27 protein-coding genes are annotated in these 16,261 nt (G+C 57.9%); 26 read left to right on the forward strand and 1 reads right to left on the reverse strand.

Going from position 1 to position 16,261, the window contains the following annotated elements; translation table 11 throughout:
• The first annotated feature begins 65 nt into the window (after positions 1–65).
• The 10 genes from tuf (at position 66) to rplP (ending at position 6,274) form a co-directional block, all read left to right on the forward strand.
• On the forward strand, positions 66–1,241 hold the full coding sequence (gene tuf / locus CLV74_RS02825) for an elongation factor Tu (protein ID WP_106262706.1): 1,176 nt from the start codon (positions 66–68) through the stop codon (positions 1,239–1,241).
• Between the two features lie 150 nt (positions 1,242–1,391).
• Positions 1,392–1,700, forward strand: coding sequence for a 30S ribosomal protein S10 (gene rpsJ, locus CLV74_RS02830; RefSeq protein WP_106262707.1), 309 nt, complete (start codon positions 1,392–1,394; stop codon positions 1,698–1,700).
• An 11-nt stretch (positions 1,701–1,711) separates the two neighbouring features.
• The gene (gene rplC / locus CLV74_RS02835; protein ID WP_106262708.1) at positions 1,712–2,437 is read left to right on the forward strand and encodes a 50S ribosomal protein L3; all 726 of its coding nucleotides are present in this window, start codon (positions 1,712–1,714) and stop codon (positions 2,435–2,437) included.
• Positions 2,434–3,048 carry a 50S ribosomal protein L4 gene (gene rplD, locus CLV74_RS02840; protein WP_106262709.1) on the forward strand — a complete coding sequence of 205 codons (615 nt, stop codon included), beginning with the start codon at positions 2,434–2,436 and terminating at the stop codon, positions 3,046–3,048. The genes rplC and rplD overlap by 4 nt, the downstream gene beginning before the upstream one ends.
• Complete coding sequence (locus tag CLV74_RS02845; protein ID WP_106262710.1) at positions 3,045–3,341, forward strand: 50S ribosomal protein L23; 297 nt, start codon at positions 3,045–3,047, stop codon at positions 3,339–3,341. The genes rplD and CLV74_RS02845 overlap by 4 nt, the downstream gene beginning before the upstream one ends.
• Before the next feature lie 286 nt (positions 3,342–3,627).
• Positions 3,628–4,470: a 50S ribosomal protein L2 gene (gene rplB / locus CLV74_RS02850; protein WP_106262711.1), complete on the forward strand. Its 843-nt coding sequence runs from the start codon at positions 3,628–3,630 to the stop codon at positions 4,468–4,470.
• A 3-nt stretch (positions 4,471–4,473) separates the two neighbouring features.
• Complete coding sequence (rpsS, locus tag CLV74_RS02855) at positions 4,474–4,755, forward strand: 30S ribosomal protein S19 (RefSeq protein ID WP_106262712.1); 282 nt, start codon at positions 4,474–4,476, stop codon at positions 4,753–4,755.
• Between the two features lie 3 nt (positions 4,756–4,758).
• A complete protein-coding gene (rplV, locus tag CLV74_RS02860) occupies positions 4,759–5,139 on the forward strand; it encodes a 50S ribosomal protein L22 (protein WP_106262713.1) in 381 nt (126 codons plus the stop codon).
• Complete coding sequence (gene rpsC, locus CLV74_RS02865; RefSeq protein WP_106262714.1) at positions 5,139–5,846, forward strand: 30S ribosomal protein S3; 708 nt, start codon at positions 5,139–5,141, stop codon at positions 5,844–5,846. The genes rplV and rpsC overlap by 1 nt, the downstream gene beginning before the upstream one ends.
• Positions 5,847–5,860: 14 nt before the next feature.
• Positions 5,861–6,274: a 50S ribosomal protein L16 gene (gene rplP / locus CLV74_RS02870; protein ID WP_106262715.1), complete on the forward strand. Its 414-nt coding sequence runs from the start codon at positions 5,861–5,863 to the stop codon at positions 6,272–6,274.
• A gap of 160 nt (positions 6,275–6,434) precedes the next feature.
• On the opposite strand, the gene CLV74_RS02875 is transcribed toward rplP, so the two are convergent.
• Entirely contained in the window at positions 6,435–7,055 is a 621-nt protein-coding gene (locus tag CLV74_RS02875; RefSeq protein ID WP_106263075.1) for a TIGR02466 family protein, read from the reverse strand.
• A 304-nt stretch (positions 7,056–7,359) separates the two neighbouring features.
• On the opposite strand from CLV74_RS02875, the gene rpmC reads away from it, so the two are divergent.
• From rpmC to CLV74_RS02955, 16 genes are all read left to right on the forward strand, one after another.
• Complete coding sequence (gene rpmC, locus CLV74_RS02880; RefSeq protein ID WP_106262716.1) at positions 7,360–7,563, forward strand: 50S ribosomal protein L29; 204 nt, start codon at positions 7,360–7,362, stop codon at positions 7,561–7,563.
• 15 nt (positions 7,564–7,578) lie between these two features.
• On the forward strand, positions 7,579–7,812 hold the full coding sequence (gene rpsQ, locus CLV74_RS02885; RefSeq protein WP_106262717.1) for a 30S ribosomal protein S17: 234 nt from the start codon (positions 7,579–7,581) through the stop codon (positions 7,810–7,812).
• Between the two features lie 65 nt (positions 7,813–7,877).
• A complete protein-coding gene (gene rplN, locus CLV74_RS02890) occupies positions 7,878–8,246 on the forward strand; it encodes a 50S ribosomal protein L14 (protein WP_072708063.1) in 369 nt (122 codons plus the stop codon).
• On the forward strand, positions 8,246–8,560 hold the full coding sequence (rplX, locus tag CLV74_RS02895; protein ID WP_106262718.1) for a 50S ribosomal protein L24: 315 nt from the start codon (positions 8,246–8,248) through the stop codon (positions 8,558–8,560). Before rplN ends, rplX begins: the two co-directional genes overlap by 1 nt.
• Positions 8,553–9,113: a 50S ribosomal protein L5 gene (gene rplE / locus CLV74_RS02900; RefSeq protein WP_106262719.1), complete on the forward strand. Its 561-nt coding sequence runs from the start codon at positions 8,553–8,555 to the stop codon at positions 9,111–9,113. Before rplX ends, rplE begins: the two co-directional genes overlap by 8 nt.
• A 17-nt stretch (positions 9,114–9,130) precedes the next feature.
• Positions 9,131–9,436: a 30S ribosomal protein S14 gene (gene rpsN, locus CLV74_RS02905; RefSeq protein ID WP_106262720.1), complete on the forward strand. Its 306-nt coding sequence runs from the start codon at positions 9,131–9,133 to the stop codon at positions 9,434–9,436.
• Positions 9,437–9,449: 13 nt separating this feature from the next.
• Positions 9,450–9,842: a 30S ribosomal protein S8 gene (rpsH, locus tag CLV74_RS02910; protein ID WP_106262721.1), complete on the forward strand. Its 393-nt coding sequence runs from the start codon at positions 9,450–9,452 to the stop codon at positions 9,840–9,842.
• A gap of 12 nt (positions 9,843–9,854) precedes the next feature.
• Entirely contained in the window at positions 9,855–10,388 is a 534-nt protein-coding gene (rplF, locus tag CLV74_RS02915) for a 50S ribosomal protein L6 (RefSeq protein ID WP_106262722.1), read from the forward strand.
• A gap of 11 nt (positions 10,389–10,399) precedes the next feature.
• Entirely contained in the window at positions 10,400–10,759 is a 360-nt protein-coding gene (rplR, locus tag CLV74_RS02920; protein WP_106262723.1) for a 50S ribosomal protein L18, read from the forward strand.
• A 12-nt stretch (positions 10,760–10,771) separates the two neighbouring features.
• On the forward strand, positions 10,772–11,347 hold the full coding sequence (gene rpsE / locus CLV74_RS02925) for a 30S ribosomal protein S5 (RefSeq protein WP_106262724.1): 576 nt from the start codon (positions 10,772–10,774) through the stop codon (positions 11,345–11,347).
• A 12-nt stretch (positions 11,348–11,359) separates the two neighbouring features.
• Positions 11,360–11,548, forward strand: a complete 189-nt coding sequence (rpmD, locus tag CLV74_RS02930; protein ID WP_106262725.1) for a 50S ribosomal protein L30 — start codon at positions 11,360–11,362, stop codon at positions 11,546–11,548.
• Positions 11,549–11,986: 438 nt separating this feature from the next.
• On the forward strand, positions 11,987–12,202 hold the full coding sequence (locus tag CLV74_RS02935; protein ID WP_106262726.1) for a DUF1127 domain-containing protein: 216 nt from the start codon (positions 11,987–11,989) through the stop codon (positions 12,200–12,202).
• Positions 12,203–12,413: 211 nt separating this feature from the next.
• The gene (locus tag CLV74_RS02940; RefSeq protein ID WP_106262727.1) at positions 12,414–13,202 is read left to right on the forward strand and encodes an MBL fold metallo-hydrolase; all 789 of its coding nucleotides are present in this window, start codon (positions 12,414–12,416) and stop codon (positions 13,200–13,202) included.
• Positions 13,203–13,595: 393 nt separating this feature from the next.
• A complete protein-coding gene (gene rplO / locus CLV74_RS02945; protein ID WP_106262728.1) occupies positions 13,596–14,069 on the forward strand; it encodes a 50S ribosomal protein L15 in 474 nt (157 codons plus the stop codon).
• A 106-nt stretch (positions 14,070–14,175) separates the two neighbouring features.
• Positions 14,176–15,543 (forward strand): preprotein translocase subunit SecY, encoded by a 1,368-nt coding sequence (gene secY, locus CLV74_RS02950; RefSeq protein ID WP_106262729.1) that lies wholly within the window; start codon positions 14,176–14,178, stop codon positions 15,541–15,543.
• Positions 15,540–16,187, forward strand: coding sequence for an adenylate kinase (locus tag CLV74_RS02955; protein ID WP_106262730.1), 648 nt, complete (start codon positions 15,540–15,542; stop codon positions 16,185–16,187). The genes secY and CLV74_RS02955 overlap by 4 nt, the downstream gene beginning before the upstream one ends.
• The last annotated feature ends 74 nt before the right edge of the window (positions 16,188–16,261 follow it).

A 16,261-nucleotide genomic window follows, 5' to 3' on the forward strand; every position in this document is an offset into this window, starting at 1 on the left:
CCCGCCTCTCCTACAGGAAATCTACGGTGTTTCTGACACCGCTCCGAAACGAATAGGAGGCCATCATGGCAAAGGAAAAGTTTGCGCGGAACAAACCGCACGTAAACATCGGCACCATTGGTCACGTTGACCACGGTAAGACCACTCTGACCGCTGCAATCACCAAGTATTTTGGTGACTTCAAAGCGTACGACCAGATCGACGGCGCGCCCGAAGAGAAGGCACGCGGCATCACCATCTCGACCGCACACGTTGAGTACGAGACCGAGAACCGTCACTACGCACACGTTGACTGCCCCGGTCACGCTGACTACGTGAAGAACATGATCACCGGTGCGGCCCAGATGGACGGCGGCATTCTGGTTGTGAACGCGGCAGACGGCCCGATGCCCCAGACCCGCGAGCACATCCTGCTGGCGCGTCAGGTTGGCGTTCCCGCACTGGTCGTTTTCATGAACAAAGTTGACCAGGTTGACGACGAAGAGCTGCTCGAGCTGGTTGAGATGGAAATCCGCGAACTGCTGAGCGAATACGACTTCCCCGGCGACGATATTCCGATCGTAGCAGGTTCGGCTCTTGCCGCACTGGAAGGCCGTGACGCGAACATCGGTGAAGACAAGATCCGTGAACTGCTGGCGGCAGTTGACGAATACATCCCCGAGCCCGAGCGCGCGATTGACCAGCCCTTCCTGATGCAGATCGAAGACGTGTTCTCGATCTCGGGTCGTGGTACCGTTGTGACCGGTCGTGTTGAGCGTGGCGTGATCAACGTTGGCGACTCGATCGAGATCGTTGGTATCAAGGACACCCAGACCACCACCTGTACCGGTGTTGAAATGTTCCGCAAGCTGCTGGACCGCGGTGAAGCTGGTGACAACATCGGCGCCCTGCTGCGCGGCATCGACCGTGAAGCAGTTGAGCGTGGCCAGGTTCTGTGTAAGCCCGGTTCGGTTAAGCCGCACACCAAGTTCGAGTCGGAAGTCTACATTCTGACCAAAGAAGAAGGTGGTCGTCACACCCCGTTCTTCGCGAACTACCGTCCTCAGTTCTACTTCCGTACCACTGACGTGACCGGCACCTGCGTTCTGCCCGAAGGCACCGAGATGGTTATGCCCGGCGACAACCTGCGCTTCACCGTCGAACTGATCGCTCCGATCGCGATGGAAGAAGGCCTGCGCTTCGCTATCCGTGAGGGTGGCCGTACCGTGGGTTCGGGCGTCGTCTCGAAAATCCTCGACTAATAAGAATTTGCACTTGTAAATCGGCGGCGCACCCCCTAAAGGGTGCGCCTCTGTATAGTCGCACGACCCAGACTATCGGGTTCGAAGAGGGCCGGGGGATGAGCCTCCGTTTCCTCCTATCAACTCCAACGCCGCGAAAGGCTTCTAAATATGCAAGGCCAAAATATTCGCATTCGGCTGAAGGCGTTTGACTACCGTGTGCTGGATGCCAGCACTCAGGAAATCGTCAACACCGCCAAGCGTACGGGCGCACAAGTGCGTGGCCCGATCCCGCTGCCGAACAAGATCGAGAAATTCACCGTTCTGCGTGGTCCCCACGTGAACAAGAAATCCCGTGACCAGTTCGAGATCCGCACGCACAAGCGTCTTCTCGACATCGTCGACCCGACCCCGCAGACCGTTGATGCTCTGATGAAGCTCGACCTGGCTGCAGGTGTTGACGTCGAGATCAAGGTATAAGGGAGGCGACGATGCGTTCTGGTATTATCGCCAAGAAACTGGGCATGACCCGTCTTTTCATGGAAGACGGCAAGCAGATTCCCGTAACCGTTCTTCAGCTGGACAGCCTGCAGGTTGTTGCTCAGCGTACCGTTGACCGCGATGGCTACACTGCCGTTCAGCTGGGTGCCGGTTCCGCGAAAGCAAAGCGCACCAGCCAGGCAATGCGCGGCCACTTCGCTGCAGCAAACGTCGCGCCCAAGCGCAAGGTTTGCGAATTTCGCGTGAGCGAAGAGAACCTGATCGCTGTTGGCGAAGAAATCTCGGCAGAGCATTTCATCGCTGGCCAGAAAGTCGACGTGTCGGGCACTTCGATTGGTAAAGGCTTTGCCGGTGCCATGAAGCGTCACAACTTCGGCGGTCTGCGTGCATCGCACGGTGTATCGATCAGCCACCGTTCGCACGGTTCGACTGGTCAGTGTCAGGGTCCGGGCAAGGTTTTCAAAGGTAAGAAGATGGCAGGCCACATGGGTGCCGTCCGCGTTACCACGCAGAACCTGGAAGTTGTCCGCACCGATGCAGACCGTGGTCTGATCATGGTGAAGGGCGCTGTTCCCGGCTCGAAAGGTGGCTGGGTCACCGTTAAAGACGCCGTGAAGAAAAAGATGCCCGAGGGTGTTCCGTTCCCCGCAGCTCTGAAAACCGCCGTAGCCGAAGCAGCACCTGCTGTAGAAGCTTCGGAAGGGGGTGAAGCATGAAATTTGATGTGATCAACCTCGACGCGGGTTCGGTCGGCACTCTGGATCTGGACGAAGCAATCTTCGGCCTGGAGCCCCGCGCTGACATCCTGCACCGTGTGGTTCGTTGGCAGCGTAACAACGCGCAGGCCGGCACCCACAAGGTGAAGACCCGCTCGGAAGTGTCGTACTCGACCAAGAAGATCTACCGTCAGAAGGGTACCGGTGGTGCTCGTCACGGTTCGCGTAAAGCGCCGATCTTCCGCAAAGGTGGCATCTACAAGGGCCCGACCCCGCGTAGCCACGGTCACGACCTGCCCAAGAAGGTCCGCAAACTGGGTCTGATGCTGGCGCTGAGCGCGAAAGCAAAAGCCGGTGAGCTGGTCATCATTGACTCGGCAGCAGTTGAAGGCAAAACCGCAGCTCTGGCCAAGCAGGTTAAGAACCTGGGCTGGAAGCGCGCTCTGCTGATCGACTCGACCGTGAACGAGGGCTTCGCCAAGGCAGCTGCCAACATCGAGGGTCTGGACGCTCTGCCGGCAATCGGCGCGAACGTCTATGACATCCTGAAGCGTGACACTCTGGTCCTGACCAAAGCGGGTGTCGAAGCACTGGAGGCTCGTCTGAAATGAGCGCGAAAGCAGCACACTACGATGTGATCCGTAAGCCGATCATCACCGAAAAGACCACCATGGCGTCGGAAAACAACGCCGTTGTGTTCGAAGTGTCGATCGACGCGAACAAACCCACCATCAAAGAGGCCGTTGAGGCTCTGTTTGGTGTTAAGGTGAAGGCGGTTAACACCACCATCACCAAGGGTAAGACCAAGCGTTTCCGCGGCATCAACGGCCGTCGTAAGGACGTTAAGAAGGCGTATGTCACTCTCGAAGAGGGCAACACCATCGACGTCTCGACCGGCCTCTGATTTAGCCGTACAGCGCATAAAGAAGGCCTCTGCATCCGCAGGGGCCTTTTTTCTTTTGCGTGGGTGCTGATTGTGCGTCATGCTCAGGGTGTCCGGCGGGGTCTGCGCCAGGCAGATCCGATTGAATCGCCAAGGGGGCGTAAAACTGCGCTCCGCTCTATGGACGACCCCATTCTTTTCTGGTACCCCGCTGCAATCTCACGGCCCCGGATTCGTTCCGGGGCCTGTGATTTATGTGAAATGGCCCTCATGGTGGGGGCCACAAAGCAAACGGAAGACAGTAACCATGGCACTCAAGTCGTACAAACCGACAACGCCTGGCCAGCGCGGGCTGGTTCTGATCGACCGTTCGGAGCTTTGGAAAGGTCGCCCGGTTAAGGCTCTCACTGAGGGTCTGACCAAAAACGGCGGCCGGAACAACACCGGACGGATCACCATGCGCCGCAAGGGCGGCGGGGCAAAGCGTCTCTACCGTATCGTGGACTTCAAGCGTCGTAAATTCGACGTAGCCGCGACCGTTGAGCGTATTGAATACGACCCCAACCGTACCGCGTTCATCGCCCTCATCCGTTATGAGGATGGCGAACAGGCCTACATCATCGCTCCCCAGCGCCTCAGCGTTGGCGATCAGGTGATCGCATCGGCGAAAGCCGACATTAAACCCGGTAACGCAATGCCCTTCTCGGGTCTGCCCATCGGTACCATCGTTCACAACATCGAGCTGAAGCCCGGCAAAGGCGGTCAGATCGCCCGCGCAGCAGGTGCATACGCTCAGTTTGTTGGTCGTGACGGTGGCTATGCCCAGATCCGCCTGTCGTCGGGCGAACTGCGCATGGTACGTCAGGAATGCATGGCAACTGTTGGCGCCGTGTCGAACCCCGACAACAGCAACCAGAACATCGGTAAAGCCGGCCGTAACCGCCACAAGGGCATTCGTCCCTCGGTTCGTGGTGTGGTTATGAACCCGATCGACCACCCCCACGGTGGTGGTGAAGGTCGTACCTCGGGTGGTCGTCACCCTGTTACGCCCTGGGGTAAGCCCACCAAAGGTGCGCGCACCCGCAACACCAACAAGGCGTCGCAGAAGCTTATCCTGCGTTCGCGTCACGCGAAGAAGAAGGGCCGCTAATCGATGGCACGTTCTGTATGGAAAGGGCCTTTTGTTGACGCATACGTCCTCAAGAAGGCTGCTGCAGCTCGGGATTCGGGCCGCAATAACGACGTTATCAAGATCTGGTCGCGTCGCTCGACGATCCTGCCCCAGTTCGTGGGTCTGACTTTTGGCGTGTACAACGGCCAGAAGCACGTTCCGGTAACCGTCACTGAAGAAATGATCGGCCAGAAGTTCGGTGAATACTCGCCGACCCGTACCTACTACGGTCACGCGGCTGACAAAAAAGCGAAGCGGAAGTAAGCCATGGGTAAGGAAAAGAATCCCCGCCGCGTGGCGGACAACGAAGCAATGGCAAAACTGCGCATGCTTCGCACCAGCCCGCAGAAGCTGAACCTCGTTGCTCAGCTAATCCGCGGCAAGAAGGTTGAAAAGGCTCTGGCCGACCTGACTTTCTCGAACAAGCGTGTCGCGATCGACGTGAAGAAATGCCTTCAGTCGGCCATCGCAAACGCCGAGAACAACCATGGTCTGGACGTTGACGAGCTGGTTGTTGCTGAAGCTTACGTTGGTAAGAACCTGATCATGAAGCGCGGTCGTCCCCGTGCCCGTGGTCGCTTTGGCAAGATCATGAAGCCGTTCTCGGAAATCACCATCAAGGTCCGCCAGGTCGAGGAGCAAGCCTAATGGGTAATAAAACTAACCCCATCGGTATGCGCGTTCAGGTGAACCGCACCTGGGACAGCCGCTGGTACGCAGATTCGAAGGATTACGGTGATCTTCTTCTGGAAGACATCCGCATCCGTGAGTTCATCAAGGATGAGTGCAAGCAGGCGGGCATCGCTCGCGTGATCATCGAACGTCCGCACAAGAAGTGCCGTGTGACCATTCACACCGCACGCCCCGGTGTTATCATCGGTAAGAAAGGTGCTGACATCGAGGTTCTGCGCAAGAAACTGGCGGCAATGACCGACAGCGAACTGCACCTGAACATCGTCGAAGTCCGCAAGCCCGAACTGGACGCACAGCTGGTTGCCGAGTCGATCGCTCAGCAGCTGGAACGCCGCGTTTCGTTCCGTCGCGCTCTGAAGCGTGCCGTTCAGAACGCCATGCGCATGGGCGCTGGCGGTATCCGCGTGAACATCGCGGGTCGTCTGGGTGGTGCTGAAATCGCGCGTACCGAATGGTACCGTGAAGGTCGTGTGCCCCTGCACACCCTGCGCGCCGACATCGACTATGCAACCGCCGAAGCGTCGACCCCCTACGGGATCATCGGCATCAAGGTGTTCATCTACAAAGGTGACATCATGGAGCACGATCCCCAGGCGCGCGACCGTAAGGCTCAGGAACTCCAGGATGGTCCCGCACCCCGTGGTGCCGGCAACCGTCGCTAAAGGAGGGATGAAGAATGCTTCAGCCTAAGCGTACAAAATTCCGCAAAATGTTCAAAGGCCGTATCCACGGTCAGGCAAAAGGCGGTTCGGACCTGAACTTCGGTACCTACGGCCTCAAAGCCGTTGAGCCCGAGCGTATCACTGCCCGTCAGATCGAAGCTGCGCGTCGTGCGATGACCCGTCACATGAAGCGTCAGGGTCGCGTCTGGATCCGTATCTTCCCGGATGTACCCGTCACCGCAAAGCCCATCGAAGTTCGTATGGGTAAAGGTAAGGGTTCGGTTGACCGTTGGACCGCAAAGGTCAAACCCGGCCGTATCATGTTCGAGATCGACGGTGTTGACGAAGCGATCGCACAAGAGGCTCTGCGCCTTGCTGCGATGAAGCTGCCGATCAAAACCCGCGTTGTGGTCCGCGAGGACTGGTAATCGGGTTGCGATCCTAGTGTCGCACTTCGAAGAATTGAGAAACCCCCGCCATTGGCGGGGGTTTTTCTTTGGCCCCGTCCCCCGTGGACGGGGAACTCTGCAAAGAAAAAGGCCGATGCGGATGCATCGGCCTTTGGCGTGTGTGGCAGGGTAGGGGGGCTTATTCCCACTTGTAGTTGAAGCTGACCGAGATGCGGTCGTCCTCGGCCATATTCATCGGCACCTCATGGCGCAGCCAGCTTTCCCAAAGCAGTACGTCGCCTACTTCGGGGGCGCGGTAGACGAAGGTTTTCAACTCTTCACGGCAGCCCTTCTTGCGGATCGGCGAGGCCATCATCATCGGATGACGAGGGTCCTCGTATTTGATCGCTCGGGCGCCCTCGGGCATGTAGACGTAGGTCGTCCCGCTGATCACCGAATGGGGGTGGATGTGCGACGTGTGGATGCCGCCCTCGGGCAGGATGTTGATCCAGATGTCTTCCAGCACCAGCTTCTTGTCACCCAGATCAAATTCCAGATCTTCGGCGAAGGCCGCGACGTGGGCATCCAGCGCCTTGACCACATCCGCAAAGATGGGCGAGCGCCATGGCAGGTCGGTCAATGATGCATAGCTGGTGTAACCCGGATAGCCGTTCTCCTCGCACCAGTCCTGACCGGCCTCATCGTCCTCGGCGATAGCAAGGCACGAGTTCTCCAGCTCTTCGGCGTCGATGGCGGGGCCATGCTCGGACAGTTTCGCCTCATAAAGGCGGGTGGCGAACAGGGATGAAATCTTGGGCATGACGTCCTCTTTTCTGTTGGGCGCGTCTCTAGGATTGATGGGGTTGTCTTCACCCCAAATCTTTTGTTGCGCAAGGGGTCCGGGCGTGGTTTCGTTATAGGGTAAGCCGATGAAAACCACCGTTTCGGAATGGTCTTTGAAAACCTCGGGTTTTTTCGAGGAATCGGTTGCCTTCCCCTCAAGCGACATGTATTGGAACCCATCCCGCGCTTCGTGCGCGGGGTTTTGTGTTCCCTAAACGAACCTCCACCGGATCACGGGTTACCCATAAGGGCCCGCCGGTGATGTTGAAAAGGATAAGGCGATGAACGCCCAAGAACTACGTGGCAAGACGCCCGACCAGCTCCGTGAGGACCTGTCGGCTCTTAAGAAAGAAGCCTTCAACCTGCGCTTCCAGCAGGCCACCGGCCAAATCGAAAACACCGCACGTATGCGTCAGGTTAAGCGCGATGCAGCGCGAGTCCTGACCGTCCTGAACGAAAAGGCCGCGCAAGCGGCTGCTGAATAAGCGGAGGCCTGAAGAATGCCCAAACGTATCCTGCAAGGCACCGTGACCAGCGACGCGAACGAGCAGACTGTTACCGTTCGTGTTGAACGTCGTTTTAAGCACCCGCTGCTGAACAAAACGATCAAGAAGTCGAAGAAGTACCGCGCACACGACGCAGACAACGCCTACAAAGTTGGCGATGCTGTCCGCATCATCGAATGCGCGCCCTATTCGAAAACCAAGCGTTGGGAAGTTCTGGCGAAAGCCTGAGCCCAACTGAGCGAAACCCTGGGGGTTAAGGCCCTCAAGCCTCCCCAAAGGTCCGGAGAAACCAAATGATCCAGATGCAAACCAATCTGGATGTCGCTGATAACTCGGGCGCACGCCGAGTTCAGTGCATCAAGGTCCTCGGCGGCTCCAAGCGCAAGTACGCTTCGGTTGGCGACATCATCGTGGTGTCCGTCAAAGAAGCGATCCCGCGTGGCCGTGTTAAGAAAGGTGACGTCCGTAAGGCAGTCGTCGTTCGTACCGCCAAGGAAGTCCGTCGCGAAGATGGTACCGCCATCCGCTTCGATCGTAACGCTGCAGTGATCCTCAACAACAACGGTGAGCCTGTTGGCACCCGTATTTTTGGCCCCGTCGTTCGCGAACTGCGCGCCAAAAACTTCATGAAGATCATCTCGCTTGCCCCGGAGGTGCTGTAATGGCTGCTAAACTCCGCAAAGGTGATAAGGTCATCGTTCTTGCCGGTAAGGACAAGGGCAAAGAAGGCACCATCACTTCGGTAGACCCCAAAGCGGGCAAAGCCGTAGTTGAAGGCGTCAACATGGCCATCCGTCACACTCGTCAGAGCCAGACCAGCCAAGGCGGCCGTCTGCCCAAAGCTCTGCCGATCGACCTGTCGAACATCGCTTTGGTTGACCCCAAAGAAGGTGGCGCGACTCGCGTTGGCTTCCGCATGGAAGGCGACAAGAAGGTCCGTTTTGCCAAGAAATCGGGGGAAGTGATCGATGCTTGATAACGCAAACTACACCCCGCGTCTGAAGGCTCAGTACCGCGAAACCATCAAAGCCGCTCTCATGGAAGAGTTTGGCTACAAGAACGTGATGCAGCTGCCCAAGCTGGACAAGATCGTTCTGAACATCGGCGCTGGCGCCGAGTCGGTTCGCGATTCCAAGAAAGCCAAGTCGGCTCAGGAAGACCTGTCGAAGATCGCAGGTCAGCAAGCTGTCATCACCAAAGCGAAGAAGTCGATTGCAGGCTTCCGCGTTCGTGAAGGCATGCCCCTGGGTACCAAAGTCACCCTGCGTGGCGACCGGATGTATGAATTCCTGGACCGTCTGATCACCATCGCGATGCCCCGCATCCGCGACTTCCGTGGTGTGAAGCCGTCGTTCGATGGTCGTGGCAACTTTGCCATGGGCCTGAAGGAACACATCGTATTCCCTGAAATCGATTTCGACAAAGTCGACGAAGTCTGGGGTATGGACATCATCATCTGCACCACTGCGAAAACTGACGGTGAAGCGAAGGCGCTGCTGAAGCACTTCAACGTACCGTTCAACGCGTAATCGCGAAAGGGTAAGACATGGCTAAGAAAGCAATGATCGAACGCGAGAAGAAGCGTGAACGCCTGGTCGCGAAATACGCAGCCAAGCGCGCCGCTCTGAAAGAGATCGCGAATGACGAAAGCAAGTCGATGGAAGAGCGTTTCAAAGCGCGTCTGCAACTTGCAAAACTGCCGCGCAACAGCTCGGCAACCCGTCTGCACAACCGCTGCCAGCTGACTGGTCGTCCCCACGCTTACTACCGTAAGCTGAAGGTCAGCCGTATCATGCTGCGCGAACTGGGCTCCAATGGTCAGGCCCCCGGCCTGGTGAAGTCGAGCTGGTAAGAGGAGATATAAGATGAACGATCCTCTCGGCGATATGCTCACCCGGATCCGCAACTCGCAACTGCGTGGCAAGTCGACTGTTTCGACCCCCGCTTCGAAGCTGCGCGTATGGGTTCTGGATGTCCTTCTGGATGAAGGCTACATCCGTGGCTACGAGAAAACCACCGATGACCAGGGCCACCCGGCACTGGAAATCTCTCTGAAGTACTACGAAGGCGCTCCTGTGATCCGCGAGATCAAGCGTGTGTCGAAGCCCGGTCGTCGCGTCTACATGGGCGCGAAAGAGATCCCCGAAGTCCGTCAGGGCCTGGGTGTTTCGATCGTTTCGACTCCCAAGGGCGTTATGTCGGACGCAGCTGCACGTCACGCCAATGTTGGCGGCGAAGTGCTCTGCACCGTGTTCTAAGGAGGTCTGGTAATGTCTCGTATTGGCAAGAAACCGGTTGAACTGCCCGCAGGCGTCACCGCGTCGCTGTCGGGCCAGACCATCGAAGTTAAGGGTCCCAAGGGCACCCTCAGCTTCTCGGCTACCGATGATGTCACCATCACCATCGACGGCAACACCGTCACTGTTGATCCCCGCGGCTCTTCGAAGCGCGCGCGTCAGCAGTGGGGCATGAGCCGCTCGATGATTGCAAACCTGGTTACCGGCGTGACCGAGGGCTTCAAAAAAGAGCTCGATATCGTCGGCGTTGGTTACCGTGCTAGCGCACAGGGCAACTCGATCAAGCTGAACCTCGGCTTGTCGCACGATGTTGACTTCCCCGTGCCCGCAGGTGTGACCGTAACCACTCCGAAGCCCACCGAGATCATCCTGGAAGGGATCGATGCTCAACTTGTTGGTGAAACCGCTGCGAAGATTCGCGAGTGGCGTCGTCCCGAGCCCTATAAGGGTAAAGGCATTCGCTACCGCGGCGAATATATCTTCCAGAAGGAAGGCAAGAAGAAGTAAGGACGCGAAAGATGGCAAACAGCAAACGTACCCTGTTTCTGAAGCGTCGCCAGCGCGTTCGGAACAAACTGCGGAAAATGGCCAATGGCCGTGCCCGCCTCTCGGTCTATCGTTCGAACAAGAACATCAGCGTTCAGCTGATCGACGACGTTCAGGGCGTGACCATCGCCGCCGCTTCGAGCCAGGAAAAAGTCCTGGGTCTTGCCGGCAAGAACAACCAGGAAGCCGCCGCCAAGGTGGGTGCCCTTATCGCCGAGCGCGCGAAAGCCGCCGGTGTGGAAGACTGCTACTTCGATCGTGGTGGCTACCTCTTCCATGGCACCATCAAGGCGCTGGCCGATGCCGCCCGCGAAGGCGGTCTGAAGTTCTAAGGAGTAGACGATATGGCAGAACGTGAAAACCGCCGGGACCGCCGCGCTGAGCGCGAGGAAACCCCGGAATTCGCCGATCGTCTGGTGGCGATCAACCGTGTGTCGAAAACCGTTAAGGGTGGTAAGCGCTTTGGCTTCGCTGCTCTGGTGGTTGTCGGCGATCAGAAAGGCCGCGTAGGCTTCGGCAAGGGTAAAGCGAAAGAAGTACCCGAGGCGATCCGCAAGGCCACTGAGCAAGCAAAGCGCAAGATGATCCGCGTGCCGCTGCGTGAAGGTCGTACCCTTCACCACGACATCGAAGGTCGTCACGGTGCGGGCCGCGTAATCATGCGCACCGCTCCTCAGGGTACCGGTATCATCGCCGGTGGTCCGATGCGCGCTGTGTTCGAGATGCTGGGTGTTCAGGACGTTGTTGCGAAGTCGATCGGCTCGCAGAACCCCTACAACATGATCCGTGCAACTCTCGATGCTCTGAGCCTCGAAGCTTCGCCCCGTCAGGTGGCACAGCGTCGTGGCAAGAAGGTCGCAGACATCCTGCACAAGTATGACGACGTGGCTGCGGAAGCAGACGCTGCGGCAGAAGCGTAAGGAGCCTGAACCATGGCGAAGACCATTGTTGTAAAGCAGATCGGTAGCCCGATCCGCCGTCCCGACATTCAGCGCCAGACCCTGATCGGTCTGGGTCTGAACAAGATGCACAAGACCCGCGAACTCGAAGATACCCCTTCGATCCGCGGCATGGTTGCGAAGATTCCGCACCTGGTCGAGATCATCGAAGAGCGCGGCTAATCCGCCTCTGATACGAACTGCGAAACGCCCCGCGCCATCCGGCTGCGGGGCGTTTTGCTTTTCACGCCCTTGGAAACGGCTGTCAGGGGCACAAATGCTGCATCGCGGAATCAACTGCCTGCTATGTTAAGACTTCCGGTGAATCCGAAGCTGTTCTCTGACTGGGATTCGGGCAGGTTTCACGCGGCCATTCGAACGGGCACGTCCGAAAGTGTATGTTTGACAGGGGGTTATCAGGATTTGCATGGCCGCCCTGGGCCCGCTGCATCAAAAGCCGCTCTAAACGCGCATGTTATGCTGCAGCTGCATAACGGGTTGACCAAACCGGAAATTGTTAGCGCCACCGCGGGGGGCTACATTCAAACCATCGACGGAGACAAGACAAACTGAGCCCGCCGAAGAATACGCCTCGGCAATATGAAAATAAGGAACAGTAGAATGGCATACGTACACGCACCCCGCGCCCTGGAACTGAACATCGCAGACCGTCTGCTCAGCACCATCGAGGGCTTCAAAGCATTCCGCGCACGCCGCGCTGCCTACAACCGCGTCTATGACGAACTGGCTCTTCTGACCGAGCGCGAGCTGGCCGATATTGGCATTGCCCGCAGCCAGATCGCTGAGATCGCCCGTCAGGAAGCTGCAAAGATCTAAAGTTTCCGACCTGTCTGCGCTGCGAACGGCGCGCGTCTTTCCTCACGGTGCGCTGAGTAGACAGGTCAATTTTTCCCTGGTGTTTGCGTACCAGTGAACAAGACGCCCTCCGCATTGCGGGGGGCGTTGTTCGTTGTGGGAACGAAAATGTGAATTGCGGCAAAAAATCAGGCGCTACTTGCTTGTGGATATATTTCCAGAGGAGGCTCCGATGAAATTAACTCGCCGTACGCTTTTGATCTCGGGCGCCGCAATTGCAGGTGCCAGCAGTTTGAACCTTTCGATGGCCCAAGCCGCCGCGCACGGGGCGGACACCTATCCGACCGCCTCAGGACAGATCACTGTCCATCCGGTGGACCACGCCACGGTCATCTTTGAAACAACGGGGCCGGTCATCTACGTGGACCCTGTGGGGGACGCTGCCACTTATGCGGACTATCCCGCGCCGGATATGATCCTGATCACCCATGAACACGGGGATCACTTCAACGTGGACACGCTGACTGCGCTGGCGGGGCAGGGGGTGCCTATACTTGTGAACCCCGCTGTCTACGAAAAGCTGCCCGAAGGCCTGAAGGCGCAGGCCGCGCAGATCGCGAACGGCGAATCGACCGAGTTGCAGGGGATCGGGATTGAAGCGATCCCTGCCTATAACATCACCGAGGACCGGTTGAACTTTCACCCGCAGGGACGGGATAACGGCTATGTGCTGACCATTGATGGCCTGCGCGTTTATTTGTCCGGCGATACCGAAGCCACGCCCGAGATGCGCGCCCTTCAGAATATTGACGTGGCATTCGTGTGCATGAACTTGCCCTTTACCATGGGGGTCGAACAGGCCGCGAGCGGCGTGCAAGAGTTCAAGCCCGCGGTGGTCTACCCCTATCACTACCGGAACAAGGACAAGACCTTCTCGGATCTAGAGGCCTTTGCGAAGATCGTCGGGGATGACACAGAGGTGAAGACCGGCAACTGGTATAATGGCGCTGATCATGTGTAAGTCAGAGCTTGGAATTGCGGACATGGTATAGTATGCCCGCATCTCCAGATTGCAGAGGATTATGCAACGCATGCTATACGATATCTTGATATGCGCGTTCGCTGTTTCCAGTTTCCTTGTTTTCACCCTGTTTGCACGCACAGAATCGCGCCCCACCGCATTGAAAGTCACAGTTCGGTCAGGCGAACATCAGAAAAACCTTGTCCACAAGCGGGGTGCACATCCCCGAGGAAGCGCTGCCCGTCCTCTTGGCCGTTGAGTAGGTAGTTGAAATCGGATTGAAGGGCGTCTATACGCCCACGGTGGCTCTGATTCAGGGCCACCTTTATTTTTATCTAAGCCGCGTTTGCCCCATCCGTCGCTGGGGGGCACATCCGGCAAAGGAGAAGCGACATGAAACTGCACGAACTTCGTGACAATCCGGGCGCATCGCCCAAGAAAAAACGCGTTGCCCGTGGTCCCGGCTCGGGCAAGGGTAAAACTGCTGGCCGTGGTATCAAAGGTCAGAAGTCGCGTTCGGGTGTAGCCATCAACGGCTACGAAGGCGGCCAGATGCCCCTCTACCAGCGTCTTCCCAAGCGCGGCTTCAACAAGCCGAACCGCAAGGCATACGCTGTTGTGAACCTGGGCCTGATCCAGAAATTCGTAGACGCCGGCAAGATCGACGCAGGTCAGGCAATCACCGAAGAAGCTCTGGTTGCTTCGGGTCTGGTTCGTCGCGTTCTGGACGGCATCCGTGTTCTGGCGAAGGGTGAAGTCACCTCGAAACTGAACATCGAAGTAACCGGCGCATCGGCCGCTGCAGTCGCAGCAGTAGAAGCAGCTGGCGGCTCGCTGGCGGTCAAAACCGCACAGGCGGCTGAATAAGTAGTTGTGGGCGGCTTACGGGCCGCTTACATCGTGCTTAGTTTTCCAAAGCGCCGCCGAGCCGGGAAACCGCTCTGGCGGCGCTGTCATGAAAGAGACCCGCATAATGGCATCTGCAGCAGAGCAAATGGCGGCGAACACCAGCTGGGCCGCATTGGGCAAGGCGACGGATCTTCGCAACCGCATTTTCTTTACTCTCGGGCTTCTGATCGTCTATCGCCTTGGTACCTACATTCCGGTGCCCGGCATTGACGGCAACGCCCTGCGCGATTTCATGGACAGCGCGTCCGCCGGTCTCGGTGGCATCCTGAACATGTTTACTGGTGGCGCGATCAGCCGGATGGGCATCTTTGCCCTAGGCATCATGCCCTACATCTCTGCTTCGATTATCGTCCAGCTGCTGGCCTCGATGGTTCCCGCGCTGGAGCAGATGAAGAAAGAAGGCGAGCAAGGCCGCAAGAAGATGAACCAGTGGACCCGTTACGGGACCGTGCTGCTGGGGACCTTCCAGGCCTATGGTCTGGCCAAGTCTCTGGAAGCGGGCGATCTGGTCCACACTCCTGGCCTGTACTTTATCGCGGCCTGTGTGATCACTCTGGTGGGCGGCACCATGTTCCTGATGTGGCTGGGTGAGCAGATCACCGCACGCGGCATCGGCAACGGCATCTCGCTGATCATTTTCACCGGCATCATCGCCGAGGTTCCTGCCGCTCTGGCTCAATTCTTTGTTCAGGGCCGCACCGGCGCCATCAGCCCCGTCGTGATCATCGGCGTTCTGGTGATGATGGTGGCTGTGATTGCCTTCGTTGTGTTCATGGAACGCAGCCTTCGCAAGATCCACATCCAGTATCCCCGCCGTCAGGTGGGCATGAAGGTTTACGATGGCAGCTCCTCGCACCTGCCGATCAAGGTGAACCCCGCTGGCGTGATCCCCGCGATCTTCGCAAGCTCTCTGCTGCTGCTGCCGACCACACTGGCGACCTTCTCGCAAGGCTCGACCGGTCCGGTGATGTCGACCATTCTGGCCTACTTCGGCCCGGGTCAGCCGCTGTACCTGCTGTTCTTCACGGCAATGATCGTGTTCTTCGCCTACTTCTACACCCACAACGTGGCGTTCAAAGTGGATGATGTGGCCGATAACCTGAAGAACCAGAACGGCTTTGTTCCCGGCATTCGTCCCGGTGAAAAGACCGCGCAGTATATGGAATACGTTGTAAACCGTATTCTGGTTCTGGGTGCTGCCTATCTGGCCTTCGTCTGCCTGATGCCCGAGATCGTCCGTAGCCAGCTGTCGCAGGTACCCTTCTACTTTGGTGGTACTTCGGTGCTGATCGTCGTGTCTGTTACGATGGACACCATCCAGCAAGTACAGTCGCACCTTCTGGCTCACCAGTACGAGGGCCTGATCGAAAAGTCGCAGCTTCGCGGCCGCGGCTCCAAGCGCGCAAAACGTAAGGGACCCGCACGTCGATGACCACGAATATCATTCTTCTTGGACCGCCCGGTGCCGGCAAAGGCACCCAAGCCCGCAAACTGGTAGAAGAGCGTGGCATGGTCCAGCTCTCGACCGGTGATATGCTGCGCGACGCGCAGGCTTCGGGCAGCGCGATGGGCAAAAAGGTTGCCGAAGTTATGGCCGCAGGCCAGCTGGTAACTGATGACATCGTGATCGGCCTGATCCGTGAAAAGTTGGAGCAGGGCAGCGAGGGTGGGTTCATCTTTGACGGCTTCCCCCGCACCCTGCCTCAGGCAGACGCGCTGGGTGAGCTGCTGGATGGCATGGGCGCCAAGCTGGATGCCGTGATCGAGATGCAGGTGGATGACGAAGCGCTGGTTCAGCGCATCACCGCCCGTTCCACCTGTGGCGATTGTGGTGAGGTCTACAACGACATCACCAAGCCGATCCCCGCAGATGGCAAATGCTCGAACTGTGGCGGGACCGAGTTCAAGCGCCGCGCGGATGATAACGAAGACAGCCTGCGCCAGCGTTTGATGGAATACTACAAGAAGACCTCGCCGCTGATTGGCTACTACTACGCCAAAGGCCAGCTGAGCAGCGTGAACGGTCTGGGCGAGATTGATGCCGTAAAGGCGGAAATCGCAGCGGTTCTTGGTTAACACCCGTTAACAAAGCGTTAAGAAAATGCGGCCTCCGGCGCTAACAGCTCGGGGGCCGCATTGCGTTTGATCGG

Origin of the sequence: Donghicola tyrosinivorans (genome assembly GCF_003003355.1) — a bacterium.
Lineage (GTDB): Bacteria > Pseudomonadota > Alphaproteobacteria > Rhodobacterales > Rhodobacteraceae > Donghicola > Donghicola tyrosinivorans.

Bases quoted from the DNA above. Each gene is read 5' to 3' on its own strand.
- tuf (WP_106262706.1), top strand. From the start codon at position 66: ATGGCAAAGGAAAAGTTTGCGCGGAACAAACCGCACGTAAACATCGGC.
- rpsJ (WP_106262707.1), top strand. From the start codon at position 1,392: ATGCAAGGCCAAAATATTCGCATTCGGCTGAAGGCGTTTGACTACCGT.
- rplC (WP_106262708.1), top strand. From the start codon at position 1,712: ATGCGTTCTGGTATTATCGCCAAGAAACTGGGCATGACCCGTCTTTTC.
- rplD (WP_106262709.1), top strand. From the start codon at position 2,434: ATGAAATTTGATGTGATCAACCTCGACGCGGGTTCGGTCGGCACTCTG.
- CLV74_RS02845 (WP_106262710.1), top strand. From the start codon at position 3,045: ATGAGCGCGAAAGCAGCACACTACGATGTGATCCGTAAGCCGATCATC.
- rplB (WP_106262711.1), top strand. From the start codon at position 3,628: ATGGCACTCAAGTCGTACAAACCGACAACGCCTGGCCAGCGCGGGCTG.
- rpsS (WP_106262712.1), top strand. From the start codon at position 4,474: ATGGCACGTTCTGTATGGAAAGGGCCTTTTGTTGACGCATACGTCCTC.
- rplV (WP_106262713.1), top strand. From the start codon at position 4,759: ATGGGTAAGGAAAAGAATCCCCGCCGCGTGGCGGACAACGAAGCAATG.
- rpsC (WP_106262714.1), top strand. From the start codon at position 5,139: ATGGGTAATAAAACTAACCCCATCGGTATGCGCGTTCAGGTGAACCGC.
- rplP (WP_106262715.1), top strand. From the start codon at position 5,861: ATGCTTCAGCCTAAGCGTACAAAATTCCGCAAAATGTTCAAAGGCCGT.
- CLV74_RS02875 (WP_106263075.1), bottom strand. From the start codon at position 7,055: ATGCCCAAGATTTCATCCCTGTTCGCCACCCGCCTTTATGAGGCGAAA.
- rpmC (WP_106262716.1), top strand. From the start codon at position 7,360: ATGAACGCCCAAGAACTACGTGGCAAGACGCCCGACCAGCTCCGTGAG.
- rpsQ (WP_106262717.1), top strand. From the start codon at position 7,579: ATGCCCAAACGTATCCTGCAAGGCACCGTGACCAGCGACGCGAACGAG.
- rplN (WP_072708063.1), top strand. From the start codon at position 7,878: ATGATCCAGATGCAAACCAATCTGGATGTCGCTGATAACTCGGGCGCA.
- rplX (WP_106262718.1), top strand. From the start codon at position 8,246: ATGGCTGCTAAACTCCGCAAAGGTGATAAGGTCATCGTTCTTGCCGGT.
- rplE (WP_106262719.1), top strand. From the start codon at position 8,553: ATGCTTGATAACGCAAACTACACCCCGCGTCTGAAGGCTCAGTACCGC.
- rpsN (WP_106262720.1), top strand. From the start codon at position 9,131: ATGGCTAAGAAAGCAATGATCGAACGCGAGAAGAAGCGTGAACGCCTG.
- rpsH (WP_106262721.1), top strand. From the start codon at position 9,450: ATGAACGATCCTCTCGGCGATATGCTCACCCGGATCCGCAACTCGCAA.
- rplF (WP_106262722.1), top strand. From the start codon at position 9,855: ATGTCTCGTATTGGCAAGAAACCGGTTGAACTGCCCGCAGGCGTCACC.
- rplR (WP_106262723.1), top strand. From the start codon at position 10,400: ATGGCAAACAGCAAACGTACCCTGTTTCTGAAGCGTCGCCAGCGCGTT.
- rpsE (WP_106262724.1), top strand. From the start codon at position 10,772: ATGGCAGAACGTGAAAACCGCCGGGACCGCCGCGCTGAGCGCGAGGAA.
- rpmD (WP_106262725.1), top strand. From the start codon at position 11,360: ATGGCGAAGACCATTGTTGTAAAGCAGATCGGTAGCCCGATCCGCCGT.
- CLV74_RS02935 (WP_106262726.1), top strand. From the start codon at position 11,987: ATGGCATACGTACACGCACCCCGCGCCCTGGAACTGAACATCGCAGAC.
- CLV74_RS02940 (WP_106262727.1), top strand. From the start codon at position 12,414: ATGAAATTAACTCGCCGTACGCTTTTGATCTCGGGCGCCGCAATTGCA.
- rplO (WP_106262728.1), top strand. From the start codon at position 13,596: ATGAAACTGCACGAACTTCGTGACAATCCGGGCGCATCGCCCAAGAAA.
- secY (WP_106262729.1), top strand. From the start codon at position 14,176: ATGGCATCTGCAGCAGAGCAAATGGCGGCGAACACCAGCTGGGCCGCA.
- CLV74_RS02955 (WP_106262730.1), top strand. From the start codon at position 15,540: ATGACCACGAATATCATTCTTCTTGGACCGCCCGGTGCCGGCAAAGGC.